Consider the following 12,659-nt stretch of genomic DNA (forward strand, 5'->3'; position numbering starts at 1 on the left):
CTTTCTCTTGGACAAGCAAGAGAAAGTAGCTCGCTCATCGGCAGATGAGCGAAACCCCGGCCAACGGCCGGCCCGATTACAGAACCCCCCCCCCGCGTGCAGGAAAGTGGATGGCAAACCCCGGCGCAACTCAATGCAACTCCACTTGCACCACCTCCTGCTCGGGCCGGTACAGCGCCGGGTAGAGCCGGCGCAGGCTCGCCACCTTGGGTGCGTCGTTGTAGACGATGTACGGCTCGTTGGGATGCAGGCGGGCGTAGTCCTGGTGGTAGGACTCGGCCGTATAGAAGGCCGCGAGCGGCGCCACGCGCGTGACGATGGGCGCCTCGAAGGCGTGCGCGGCGGCGAGCTGGGCGATGTAGGCGTTGGCGACCTGTTGCTGCTGCGCGTCGGCGTAGAAGATCGCCGAGCGGTACTGCGTGCCGCGGTCGGGGCCCTGGCGGTCGAGCTGGGTGGGGTCGTGCGCGGCGCCGAAGAACACTTCGAGCAGCTGGCCGTAGCTGACTTGCCTGGGGTCGTAGACCACCTTCACCGATTCGGCGTGGCCGGTGTCGCCCTCGCTCACCCGCTCGTAGGTGGCCGTGGCGGCCTGGCCGCCGGCGTAGCCGGAGGTGGCCGAGCGTACGCCGCGCACGTGCTCGAACACCGACTCCACGCCCCAGAAGCAGCCGCCGGCGAAGACCGCGGTGCGGTAGCCGGGCTCGGTCGGGGCGGGGTCGAGCGCCGGCGCGGGCAGGCGCGCGGCCTCGCCGCCGGTGGCGGCGCCGCAGGCGGTGAGGCCGGCGGACAGCAGGAGGGCGAGAAACGACAGGGGAAGGGAACGGCGACGGGACATGGACGACCTCGCTGCGATGGGCTGGCAATGGCCGGAAGCCGGCCTGTGTCCACTCTTTCGCGCCGGCGGGCTTCGAGGTTACATCCCGCGCACCGCGCGCAGGTCATGGGCCTGCCGGGCGCAAGCGACAAAAGTGGACTTGAACCCGGAAAGAGCAGGTCGCCAGAACCCGAAACCCTTGTACCGACCGGTTCGCGACCCGCATCGCGGCCGTCGTCGCCCCGGCTCAGCCGTGCGGCGCGACCACGCGGATCTCCAGGCCATCCACGTGCACGACCTGGCCCGCGTGGATCTTGCAGGTCTTGCGCAGCTCGCGCTCGCCGTCCACCACCACCGCGCCGCTGGCGACGATGGCCTTGCCCGCGCCGCCGCTGTCGCACAGCCCGCACAGCTTGAGCAACTGGTTGAGTTCCACGTGCTCGCGGTCGAGCTCGAATTCGATCTGGTCCATGAAAGATGCCGGTGGGATGACGGGCGCCCGCGGCCGTGGCGGCGCGGGCGCGGGGTTTATCGACGCAGCTCGAAGCGGCGGAAGCTGCGGTAGTGGTCGTCGGTGTAGTAGTACACGACGGGCGGGTTGCCGCCGGCGATGAGGCGCCGGGCGCCGCGGTAGCCGAGCCCCGGCGTCTCCACCGTGTACTCGTGGTAATAGCCACGCGGCATCGCCGGCAGCAGGCCCTCGCGGTTGCCGAACACGCTGCCGTCCTGCGCGTGCGCGAACGGGCCGCCGCGCACGATCAGCGCCAGCGTGTCGCGCGCCTCGGGCGGCAGGTAGGCGGGCAGGTTCTGCAGCGAGGCCGCTGCGCCGGCCTCGCTTGCCGACGCGGCCGGGGCGGTCTGCGCGACGTGCCCCGGCGAGGGCGCCTGCCGATGCCAGAGCAGGGCGCCGGCGACCACGATGACCAGCACAAACAGGGATCTGGTGAGGCGCATGCCCGACGTCCATCAGCGAATGTATCAAGGGAGGCGGCAGTGTAGTGCAGCCGCCGCGCGCGGGAGGCCGGTGCGGCCATCGCGCACCGCTGCCGGTGCGCGATGGCCGCCGCCTTTTTGCGGGGGCGTGTGCAGGGTGCGCTGTCCGGGCATGTCCGCCCGGCGCCCACGCGGGCGGCTCAGGCGTCCACCCGCGCCTGCAAGGCCATCGCCGCCGCCGGGTTGCGGGCCTTGGCGGCGCTGATGAAGAACACGAACACCTCGCGCGGAACCTGCGCCGCTTGCGCCGGCAGCACGTGCGGCAGCTCGGCCGGGTCGCCGCCGGCGGCCCAGGATTTGGCGCGGCGCGCCCACTCGTCGAGTTCGTTCGCTGGATAGCCGTGTTCCTCTCCTGCGCGGCTGCGCATCAGGCGCGCGTAGACGAAGGGGCCGCTGAGGTCGGCCAGCGAGGGGTAGTCGGGCGAGTCGGTGAACACGGTCGGCATGCCGTGCGCGCGCGCCAGCGTGACGTAGCGCCCGCAGGCGAAGCTCGGGTGGCGCACTTCCAGCACGTGGCGCAGCGCGCGGCCGTCGAGGTCGCGCGGCAGGCGGTCGAGAAAGGCGGCGAGGTCGTCCGCGTCGAACGGCCGCGAGGGCGGGAACTGCCACAGGATCGGCCCCAGCCGCGCGCCGAACTCCGCCAGCCCGCCGTCGATGAAGGCCCTGGCCTCGCCGCCGGCCTGGGCCAGCCGGCGGCCCTCGGTGATGCGCCGCGGCGCCTTCAGCGCGAACACGAAATCCGCCGGCGTCTCGGCCGCCCATTTGGCGTAGGTGGCGGGCGACTGCGCGCGGTAGAAGGTGCCGTTGATCTCGATCGTGCGCAGCCGGCGGCTGGCGTATTCCAGCTCGCGGCGCTGCACCAGGCCGGCGGGGTAGAAGTTGTCGCGCCAGGGCGCGAAGGTCCAGCCGCCGATGCCCACGCGGATCGGCGTGCGGGCGGCGGGCGGGGCGAACAGGTCGCCGTGGCGGGGAGACTCGGGCATGGCCGCGCTCCATCGTCGAAAGGGGCGCCATCTTGCCACGCGCGGCGTGCAGGGTTTCCGTGCATGACTTCCGAGGGTGGCCTTGCCGGCGCTTTGCCGCGATAGTTGGGCGCCTCGCAGTCCATGTGGAGTCGACGATGTCCAAGCGCGTGCCCTTCCCGCCGCTGGCGGGATGCCTGGCCCTGTTCGTGTTCGCCGCCGGCGCCTGGGCGCAGACGCCGCCCGCGCCCGCGGCGCCGCCGGTGGCCGCGCGCGACCCGGCGGTGCGGCCCGCGCTGCCGCCCGACCTCGCCGACTTCGGCGCCTACGTGGACGGCGCCCGTAAGACCTTCGACGTGCCCGGCATCGCGGTGGCCATCGTCAAGGACGGCCAGGTGGTGCTGGAGCAGGGTTACGGCCTGCGCGAGCAGGGCAAGCGCGCGCCGGTGGACGCCCACACGCTGTTCGCCATCGCCTCCAACACCAAGGCCTTCACCGCCGCGTCGCTGGAGATGCTGGGCGAGCAGGGCAGGCTGGACATGGACGATCGCGTGGTGGACCGCCTGCCGTGGTTCCAGATGTCCGACCCCTACGTGACGCGCGAGATGCGCATCCGCGACCTGCTGGCGCACCGCAGCGGCCTCAGCCTCGGCGCCGGCGACCTCTTGTACTGGCCGCCGACCAGCTACTCCACCAAGGATGTGGTCGAGCGCCTGCGCAAGGTGCCGATCAAGAACGGCTTCCGCAGCGGCTACGCCTACGACAACATCCTCTACGCCGTGGCCACGCTGGTGATCGAGCAGGTCTCAGGCCAGCGCTACGCGGACTTCGTGCGCGAGCACATCTTCAAGCCGGTGGGCATGGACGAGTCGATCATCCACACCACCAGACTCGCGCCCGGCCTGGACGCCGCCACCGGCCACGCCAAGGCCGACTTCAAGCAGCTCGAACCGGTGCCGGAGGCGACCTGGGACAACAACCTCGGCGCCGGCAGCATCTACGCCAGCGTGCACGACCTGGCCAAGTGGATGAACGTGCAGCTCGCCGGCGGCGCGCTGCCGGGCGAGGGCGCGGACGGCAAGCCGCGGCGCCTCTTCAGCGAGGCCAGCCAGCGTTCGATGTGGAGCATGCTCACGCCGATCAAGATCGCCGCGCCGCCGGTGCCGGAGCTGGCTCCGGTGATGCCGCAGTTCTACGGCTACGGCGAGGGCTGGTTTCTTTCCGACTACCGCGGCAAGCGGCTGGTGTGGCACACCGGCGGCTGGCCGGGCATGGTCTCGCGGCTGACCCTGGTGCCGGAGCTCAAGCTGGGCGTGGTGGTGCTGACCAATGCCGAATCCGGCGCGGCGTTCAACGCCGTCACCTACCGCGTGCTCGACGCCTACCTCCACCCCGGGCAGAAGACCGATTGGGTGGCCGCGTACGACAAGGCGGTGAAGAAGGCGCAGGGCAACGCCGGCGACAGCTGGCAGAAGCACCTGGCCGCGCGCGACGCCAGGTCCAGGCCTTCGCTGGCGCAGGCCAGGTACGCCGGCACCTACCGCGACCCGTGGTACGGCGACGTGGTGGTGCGCGAGGAGGGCGGCAAGCTGCGCCTCACCTTCAGCAAGACGCCGCAGCTCGCCGGCACCCTGGCGCCGTGGCAGCACGACACCTTCACCGTGCGCTGGGACGACCGCTCGCTCAACGCCGATGCCTTCGTGAGCTTCGACCTGGATGCGGACGGCCATATCCGCGAGGTGCGCATGGTGCCGATCTCGCCGCTCACCGACTTCAGCTTCGACTTCCAGGACCTGCGGCTGGTGCCGGTGAAGGCGGGCAAGGCCTCCGCACCGTGACGCACCGCCGGCACCCGTAGGCGCGCCTGTGCGCGGCGCTCTTGCGGGGGAGCAGGGAACGGAGGGAACACCCGCGCCTTGCGCTCGCGCGCAGGCGCGCTCCTGCAAGACCGATTGGCAACCGGCTCCACACCACCCGAGGAGTGATCCATGCTCACCATCCATCGCGGCGCGCTGGCGCTGCTCTGCGGCGCCCTGCTGGCCTCGTCGGCCGCCGCGCGCGAGGCGGCGCCCGCCGCCCACGCCTTCTTCCGCGTCGCGCTGCCGGCCACCGCCGCCCAGCCGGCCTCGGGCCGGCTGCTGCTGTTCGCGGTCGACGCCAAGGCCGCCCGGGCCGCGGCCAAGGACGGCAAGGTGGAGGCGGTGGACGTCAACCCGTTCTTCCCCACCCAGACGGCGATCGCCGCGCGCGAGGTGGGGCGGCTGGCGCCGGGCGGCGAGGTGCTGCTGGACGGCGACGACCAGGCCTTCCCCGCCGCCTTCTCCAGGCTGCCGCCGGGCGACTACCTGGTGCAGGCGGTGCTCGATGTCCACCACGACTACAACTACCACGGCCGCGACGGCGGCGACCTGTTGAGCCCGGTGGTCGCGCTGCACCTGCCGGCGGACGGCATGTCGGACCTCGCGCTCACCGAGCCGGTGCCCGCGCGCAAGCCGTGGGAGATCCCCGCGAGCCACCTGAGCGAGACCACGCGCAAGCATTTCGACGAGGCGCGCCGCGCGGTGCAGCCCATCGACTTCGCCAGCCCCGCGCTGAGCGCGTTCTGGGGCCGCCCCGTGTCCCTGCACGGCTGGGTGGTGCTGCCGCCGGGCTACGATCCGTCGGCGCGCACCACGTATCCCACGGTGTACCTGACCCACGGCTTCACCGGTGATCTCGTCACCCTCACCGGCAACGCCGCGATGCTCTACGGCGCCATGGCGGAGAAGCAGGTGCCGCCGATGATCTGGGTGCTGCTGGACGAGTCCAGCCCCACCGGCACGCACGAGTTCGCCGACTCGGTGAACAACGGCCCCTGGGGCGAGGCGCTCACCACCGAGCTGATCCCCGCGCTGGAACGCAAATACCGCATGGACGCCCGGCCCGCCGGGCGCTTCCTCACCGGCCATTCCTCCGGCGGCTGGGCCACGCTGTGGCTGCAGACGCGCTACCCCAAGGTGTTCGGCGGTACCTGGTCCACCTCGCCCGATTCCAGCGACTTCCACGACTTCAACGGCGTGGACCTCTACGCGCCCCACGCCAACGTGTACCGCCGCGCCGACGGCACGCCGTACCCGCTGGTGCGCGACCACAGCAAGGTGATCGCCGACTTCGAGAGCTTCGCCAGGATGGAGCGCGTGCTGGGCAGCTACGGCGGCCAGATGGCCTCGTTCGAGTGGGTATTTTCCCCGCGCGGCCCGGCCGGCCGCCCGCTGCCGATGTTCGACCGCGACACCGGCGCGGTGGACCCGGCGGTGGTCGCCTACTGGAGCGAGCACTACGACATCGCGCGGCGCCTGAAGACGCACTGGCCCGAACTCAAGCCCGACCTCGACGGCAAGATCCACCTGGTGGTGGGCACCGCCGACACCTTCTACCTCGACGGCGCCGCGCACAAGCTCAAGGCGGTGCTGGACGGCCTGGGCGCGAAGTCGGACTTCCGCTTCCTGCCCGACCGCACCCACATGGACCTCTACGTGCAGGGCGAGGACCGCCAGGCGCTGCTCAAGCGGATGGCCTGGGAGATGTACGCGGTGGCGCGGCCGGATTCGAACCTGCATGCGCCGGCCGCGGCGCCTTGATGGCGCGGCCGGGCCAGCGATGACGCCGGGCCGCCCGGCGCGGTGACCGGCAAGCCGGGGCGGGCTCAGGTTTCTCCGGCCGACTCGTGCTGTTCGCTTGTCACCAGTTCCAGCGCCGCGAGCCCGCCGCGCTGGCGCCCGTGCACCCGGCCGACAGTCCGGCCATGCGGGAGGCGCTCTGGTCGGCGACGGCCTCGCTGCTGAAGCCGTTCCTGGCGCCGCCCGGCGCGTAGCGGGCCGGTGCCCTCCTAAGTCGTTCGGATACTCCCGCCGCGACAAGGCGTCGTGGTGCGGGCAACGCACGATGCCCGCGCGGCCGGCGGCGCGGACGATGGTATGGTCCTCAAGATGCGGCCGAGGGAGCGTGCCGTCATGCCGGTGTTGCAGCACTTCGGACGTGGAGCGTCCGGGGTGAGCGGTCGCATCCGGGGTGACGCGCACGGGCATGGCGGCCGCCTGCCGGGCCTGCGCAGCGCGACGGGCCGCAACGAATAGGGGATGGGGACATGGTGGTGGCTTCACGCCGTAGAGGTAAGAAGTGGTGGGCGGCAGCGTTGTGGCTGGCCGTGGCGTCGGTGGCGCTGCCGGTCTGCGCCGCGCCGGCAGGGCAGGACGCGGCCACGGTGGCGCGGCTGGCGTCGGGCATCGCCTGGCATCGGGGCGGCACCGTGCTGCAGGCGACGGCGCTGCGCGAGGGCGTGGTGCGCATCCGCATCGGGCGCGACGGCAAGCTGCCGGAGGATGCCTCGTGGGCCGCGCTGGCGGCAGCGAGGGCGGCGTCGGCCCCAGTGTCGGCGGTGGAGCAGGGCGATGCCGTGGGCTTCGCGACCGGCGCGCTGACCGTCACCGTGGCGCGCGCCACCGGCGCGGTGAGCGTGCGCGACAGCGCGGGCCACGTGCTGCTGCGCGACCTCGGCGCGCCCTTCTTCGCCGCGCCGGCGACGGGCGAGGGGGCGGACGGCGCGCAAGGCTTCGCGCTGGTCCAGGCCATTCCCGACGACGCCCACTACTTCGGCCTGGGTGACAAGTTCGGCCCGCTCGACCGCCTGGGCCGCAGCTACGCGATGTGGAACACCGACAGCTACGCCTACCGCGAAGGGCAGGACCCGCTCTACAAGGACATCCCGTTCTTCATCGGCTACACCGGCGGCGTCTACTGGGGCCTGTTCGTGGACAACACCTGGCGGCTCAGTTTCGACTTCGGCCATGCCGTGCCGGGCCAGTTGCGCATCGCCGCGCCGGGCGGGCCGATCGACTACTACGTGATGGCCGGCCCCGACGCCAAGGCGGTGGAGCGCCGCTACGCCTGGCTCACCGGCACGCCCGCCATGCCGCCGCGCTGGGCGCTCGGCTTCCAGCAGTCGCGCTGGGGCTACAAGACGGAGGCCGACCTGCGCGGCGTGGTCGAGCGGCTGCGCAAGGAGCGCATTCCCGCCGACGCGGTGTGGATGGACATCGACTACCAGGACCACTTCCGCCCCTTCACCGTCGACGCCAAGGCCTTCCCGCACTTCAGGCAGATGGTGGCCGACTTCGCCGCCCAGGGCATGCACACGGTGGCGATCACCGACCTGCACGTGGCCGACCTGCCGCACGCGGGCTACGCGCCCTACGACGAGGGCATGGCGCAGGACCGCTTCGTCAAGCAGGCGGACGGCAAGCCCTACGTCGCGCCCGTGTGGCCGGGGCCCACGCTGTTCCCCGAGTTCACCCAGGCGGCGACGCGCGCGTGGTGGGGCACGCTCTACCGCCGCTTCGCGCTGGAGGACGGCATCGCGGGTTTCTGGAACGACATGAACGAGCCGGCGATCTTCGAGACGGCCAGCAAGACCATGCCGCTGGACAACCGCCACCGCATCGACGAACCGGGCTTCGCCCCGCGCACGGCCTCGCACGGGGAGATCCACAACGTCTTCGGCATGCTGAACCACCGCGCCACCTACGAGGGCCTGCTGGCGTTCAAGCCCGGGCAGCGGCCGTTCGTGATGACGCGCGCCTCCTACGCCGGCGGCCAGCGCTACGGCGTGACGTGGTCGGGCGACAACGTGTCCAGCTGGAACCACCTCAAGCTCACCGTGCCGATGCTGACCAGCCTGGGCCTGGGTGGTTTCACCTTCGCCGGTGCCGACATCGGCGGCTTCGCCGGCATCGCCTCGCCGGAGTTGCTGACGCGCTGGTATGAACTGGCGATGTTCACGCCCATCGCGCGCTCCCACGCCGATCCGCAGAGCCGGCCGCAGGAGCCGTGGGCCGACGGCCCGCAGCACGAGGCGATCCGCCGTCGCTACATCGAGGCGCGCTACCGCCTGTTGCCCTACAACTACGCGCTGGCGGAAGAGGCCGCGCGCACCGGCGTGCCGATGATGCGCCCGCTGTTCATGGAGTTTCCGCAGGCGCGCATCGACGGCGCGCCGATGGACCTCAACTTCACCAACGACAGCGAATTCATGTGGGGCCGCGCCCTGCTGGTGGCGCCCCCGCCGGCGCCCGAATCACCCGGCGCCTACCAGGTGATCCTGCCGCCGGGCGGCTGGTACGACTACTGGAGCGGCCGCCGGCTGGACGCGATGCGCTCGCTGATGACCTGGGGCGTGGGCGGCCAGCTGATCCAGGGCCGGGACATGGACGCCACCACGCCGCACATGGTCATGGTCGAACCCAAGCTCGATCAGCTGCCGGTCTACGTGCGCGCCGGCAGCATCATCCCGCACCAGCCGCCGGTGCAGAGCACCGACGAGGTGCCCGGCGGCCCGCTCGCTTTGGACGTCTATCCGGGGCCGGACTGCGAGGGCGTCGTGTACGACGACGACGGCCGCAGCTTCGGTTACCGCCAGGGTGCGTACAGCCGCGTGGCCCTGACCTGCGACCTCGCCGCCGACGGCCGGGTGACGCTTCGCATCGGCCGGCAAGAAGGCGCGTACCGGCCCTGGTGGAAGCGCCTGCGCGTGGTCGTGCACGGCCTCGGCAAGCCGCCGCGCGGCGCCACGCTGGACGGCGCAGCCGTGGATCGGATCGCCTACGACGCGCAGGCCGGGACGGCTGCGGTCGAGGTGCCGGTGCAGGAGGCGGGTGGGGTGCTGGTTATCGAGCCGGAGGCAAAATGAACCGCTCCGGTTCTGCCGGAGGTGCTGAGCCGTGCGCGATACGCGCCAGCCGACGATTGGTCCGCGCCAAACGCTCGTCGGGACGCTTCTAAGAGGCAGCGCTTCCTACAAAGCCGAGGCCATTCACCTCCGGCGCGATTGTCTTGCTGGGAGGGCGGGCAACCGGGCACGTCCGGGTGCGAGGGGGCGCCGGTCCCTGCCATCCCAACGTCCCTTCCTGCGCCCCGAGGGCGACGGCCGTTGCCCAAACCGTGTGCCATTCGCCATGCCTGTGCGCAGGCTGGCCGCTATGATCGGCTCGCCGAAGGTCACCACTGCGTCCATCTCAAGGAGTCGAGGATGCCGAGTCCATGAGTCACCTGCTCCTGGCCTGCCGCATCGCGCTGCTTGCCCTATCCCTGTCCAGTGTGGCGGCCTGTGCGCATGCCGCCGCTTCCGATGGGCACCCGGCGCCTGACGTCACCCGTGCCATCGCCCAAGCGGCGCAGTCGCTAGCCCCTGCCTCATCATCCCCCCGCCATGCCTCTCAAGGAACCCGCATGACTCCCGCCGCCCCGCAGCGTTCGGCAGCTGCCGCTCATGTTACGGAGCGGCTCGTCAGTTTCCTGACCAACCTGAAGTCCAGCGAAGAGCTGACGCCCGAAAATGTCGGGCGGCAGTTCGGTGTGACGCTCAGCCCCGAGGACGGCGAATCGCTTTATCGAAGCCCGGACCTTGGCGGGGGATGGAATTACGGCGTGAGTGTCTCTCCTTCCAACAAGAGCATGAAACGCGGCTTCAATTTCTGGCTCTACAACTCTCAGCGGAACGCGGACCCCAAACCCGTTTGTGCGCTGAGCTTGGGTGCTTTGCGCAAGCAGCTGGTGGCTCATGGGTTTACGGAAGAATTCAGTTACTCGGAAATTGGCGGCGTAGACGGCGTGTATTTCGTCAAGAATGACATTGTGCTGACCCTGACCCCTCGCGATGTAGTCGCTTCGAACGGGGATGAGGTCTGCGTGATGGCCATACAGACCACGGACGGCCGCTGAGCGGCAGGAGGACGTCATGTCTACCTCGCACCCCGCTCTGGACGCCGCAGTCAACCGCTTTGCGCAGCAGCCCGGAGTCTCGCCCGCGCAGGTCGCTGTGCTCCGCGCCTCGCTCGCGTCGGACGCCGACTTGACGCGTCATTTGGACAGCGCGGCGACATCGGGCGCATTGCACGGCTTTGCCGCCGCAGCACCTGGTGCTCCCGATCGGCCCGTGGGCGACTACAACCAAGCCACCGGAATGGTGACGCTGCCGGCTTCGGCATTTTCCCCTTCAGGGACCGGCTCAGACCTGCACGCCGTACTGCGTGTCCAGGCCATGGTTGTGGATTACGGTGGAAAGTCGTTCGCCGACAGCGGGGGTGCGATGCACCCAGTCACTCCGGACATGCTGACAAACCTGCAAGACACCATGAACGGCTCGCCGATCTTGGCCGCTGAACTCAAGCGTGCGGCCACTGCGGTGGACCCACTTCAACCTCAGCATCGCGTGCTTGAATCCTTTGCCTTCACGGCTCCTGGCGCTGGCGTGGGCGGTAGCTTCAATGCGTCGAGCCACACCATGAATTTGGTCAGCGATTCGCTGATGACGACACCGATGGCCGGGGGCGGCACCGTTACAACGTACACGACCTGACCTTCGTCATCGGCCATGAGATCCAGCATGGCTTCAACGCCCAGGTTGCCGAGCAGGCGCGAACCGCTTTTATCCGCGATGTACAGGCCGTGGCAGTCAAGCCTGGCCCCGTGCACGACTACACCACGCTGGTGGAGCGGCACATCCAATCCGGACGTGACGACGAAGCCAAGGCGCGTAGACGAAGCCCCGCCAGGTCGATACGTAGGTGAGCTCACCTACAGCTGGCTTGGCTGGTCGGCGCTGAACTGCCGGCTGACCCGGTCCAGCGGCGAGGGTGTGGCCTTGCCGCTGATCATGGTGCGTTGCCCAAGCCGTGTGCCATTCGCCATGCCTGTGCGCATGCAGGCCGCTATGATGGGCCCGCCGAAGGTCGCCATTGCGCCCATCTCAAGGAGTCGAGGATGCCGAGTCCATGAGTCATCCGCACCTGGCCTGCCGTGTCGCGCTGCTTGCCCTCTTCCTGTCCAGCGCGGTGGCCTGCGCGCATGCCGCTCCTTCCGATGAGCATCCGGCGTCTGACGCCCCCCGTGCCACGGCCCGAACGGCACCGGCGCCAGCCCCTACCTCATCATCTCCCCGCCTTGCCCCTCAAGGAACCCGCATGACTTCCGCCGCCCCGCAGCGTACGGCAGCTGCCGCCCATGCAATTCGGTCGCTACTCGATTTCCTCACCAAGCTGACCTCGACCTCGGACATCACCCTTGACCAGGTTGGCAAGCAGTTCGGTGGCACGCTTACCTCGGAAGATGGAGCCTTCGTTTATCGAAGCCCCGATATCGGTGGCGGATGGAACTATGGCGTGAAAGTGTTTCTGCCCAAACCCGACATGAAGGCTGGGTTCAATTTCTGGTTTTATAACCCCGACAGCGCCGCTGACCTGGGAGCCATCTGTGAGTTGAGCCTCGATGCTCTACGCCAAGCGCTCCTTGCACACGGATACGCGGAAAAGTTCAGCCCATCCGAAATCGGCGGCGTCGATTGGGTGAATTTCGTGAAGGCTGACATCGTGCTGACGGTCACGCGCCGCGATGTGGTGATGACCGATCAAGGCACCCAGTGCCTCATGGGCTTGGGCACCACCGACGCACGTTGAGGCACAGGGAGTCGCCATGCATCCGGCCCTTGACGCGGCCATCAGTCAATTCGCACAACAATCCGGCGTTTCGGCTGGCCAAATCAGTCAACTCCGCGCAGCATTGGCGTCGGACCCAGCGTTATCGCAATCGCTGGACGCCTCCGCCGCCTCTGGCGCCCTACATGGGTTTGCCTTCGCAACACCTGGTTCGCCGGACCGGCCCGTGGGCGATTACGACCGAACAAGCGGTACGGTCACCCTGCCGGCATCCTCGTTCACCCCACCCGGGGCCCCGGCATCGCCCGACTTGCACGCGGTGTTGCGCGTGCAATCCATGGTGGTTGATTTTGGCGGCAAATCATTCGCTGATATGGCTGGCGCCATGCACTCGACCACCTCTGGATGCTCTGATCTATTCCC

11 protein-coding genes and 1 pseudogene are annotated in these 12,659 nt (G+C 69.8%); 8 read left to right on the forward strand and 4 right to left on the reverse strand.

Annotation, left to right across the window (positions count from 1 at the left end):
- Positions 1 to 130 precede the first annotated feature (130 nt).
- The 4 genes from msrA to ACH65_RS11310 all read right to left on the reverse strand — a co-directional run bounded on the left by msrA (position 131) and on the right by ACH65_RS11310 (position 2,790).
- Positions 131 to 835: a peptide-methionine (S)-S-oxide reductase MsrA gene (msrA, locus tag ACH65_RS11295; protein WP_049622702.1), complete on the reverse strand. Its 705-nt coding sequence runs from the start codon at positions 833 to 835 to the stop codon at positions 131 to 133.
- A 226-nt stretch (positions 836 to 1,061) separates the two neighbouring features.
- Complete coding sequence (locus tag ACH65_RS11300; RefSeq protein WP_049622703.1) at positions 1,062 to 1,286, reverse strand: RNA-binding S4 domain-containing protein; 225 nt, start codon at positions 1,284 to 1,286, stop codon at positions 1,062 to 1,064.
- Between the two features lie 56 nt (positions 1,287 to 1,342).
- Complete coding sequence (locus ACH65_RS11305) at positions 1,343 to 1,768, reverse strand: guanyl-specific ribonuclease (RefSeq protein ID WP_049622704.1); 426 nt, start codon at positions 1,766 to 1,768, stop codon at positions 1,343 to 1,345.
- Between the two features lie 179 nt (positions 1,769 to 1,947).
- Positions 1,948 to 2,790 carry a DUF72 domain-containing protein gene (locus tag ACH65_RS11310; RefSeq protein WP_049622705.1) on the reverse strand — a complete coding sequence of 281 codons (843 nt, stop codon included), beginning with the start codon at positions 2,788 to 2,790 and terminating at the stop codon, positions 1,948 to 1,950.
- Between the two features lie 137 nt (positions 2,791 to 2,927).
- Here ACH65_RS11310 and ACH65_RS11315 point away from each other — a divergent pair, with 137 nt between their 5' ends.
- The 8 genes and pseudogenes from ACH65_RS11315 to ACH65_RS20815 form a co-directional block, all read left to right on the forward strand.
- Positions 2,928 to 4,607: a serine hydrolase gene (locus ACH65_RS11315; protein WP_049622706.1), complete on the forward strand. Its 1,680-nt coding sequence runs from the start codon at positions 2,928 to 2,930 to the stop codon at positions 4,605 to 4,607.
- 150 nt (positions 4,608 to 4,757) lie between these two features.
- Positions 4,758 to 6,389, forward strand: coding sequence for an alpha/beta hydrolase (locus ACH65_RS11320; RefSeq protein WP_049622707.1), 1,632 nt, complete (start codon positions 4,758 to 4,760; stop codon positions 6,387 to 6,389).
- Positions 6,390 to 6,475: 86 nt separating this feature from the next.
- Positions 6,476 to 6,622, forward strand: coding sequence for a hypothetical protein (locus tag ACH65_RS19850; RefSeq protein ID WP_153242570.1), 147 nt, complete (start codon positions 6,476 to 6,478; stop codon positions 6,620 to 6,622).
- A gap of 273 nt (positions 6,623 to 6,895) precedes the next feature.
- Positions 6,896 to 9,493 carry a glycoside hydrolase family 31 protein gene (locus tag ACH65_RS11325; RefSeq protein ID WP_049622708.1) on the forward strand — a complete coding sequence of 866 codons (2,598 nt, stop codon included), beginning with the start codon at positions 6,896 to 6,898 and terminating at the stop codon, positions 9,491 to 9,493.
- 350 nt (positions 9,494 to 9,843) lie between these two features.
- Positions 9,844 to 10,524: a hypothetical protein gene (locus tag ACH65_RS11330; RefSeq protein ID WP_153242571.1), complete on the forward strand. Its 681-nt coding sequence runs from the start codon at positions 9,844 to 9,846 to the stop codon at positions 10,522 to 10,524.
- 16 nt (positions 10,525 to 10,540) lie between these two features.
- Positions 10,541 to 11,161 carry a hypothetical protein gene (locus ACH65_RS11335; protein ID WP_049622710.1) on the forward strand — a complete coding sequence of 207 codons (621 nt, stop codon included), beginning with the start codon at positions 10,541 to 10,543 and terminating at the stop codon, positions 11,159 to 11,161.
- A gap of 604 nt (positions 11,162 to 11,765) precedes the next feature.
- Positions 11,766 to 12,257 (forward strand): hypothetical protein, encoded by a 492-nt coding sequence (locus ACH65_RS11340; protein ID WP_049622711.1) that lies wholly within the window; start codon positions 11,766 to 11,768, stop codon positions 12,255 to 12,257.
- 16 nt (positions 12,258 to 12,273) lie between these two features.
- Positions 12,274 to 12,659 (forward strand): annotated as a pseudogene (locus ACH65_RS20815) (XVIPCD domain-containing protein); the annotation flags it as partial.

Origin of the sequence: Frateuria defendens, from assembly GCF_001182895.1 — a bacterium.
Lineage (GTDB): Bacteria > Pseudomonadota > Gammaproteobacteria > Xanthomonadales > Rhodanobacteraceae > Frateuria_B > Frateuria_B defendens.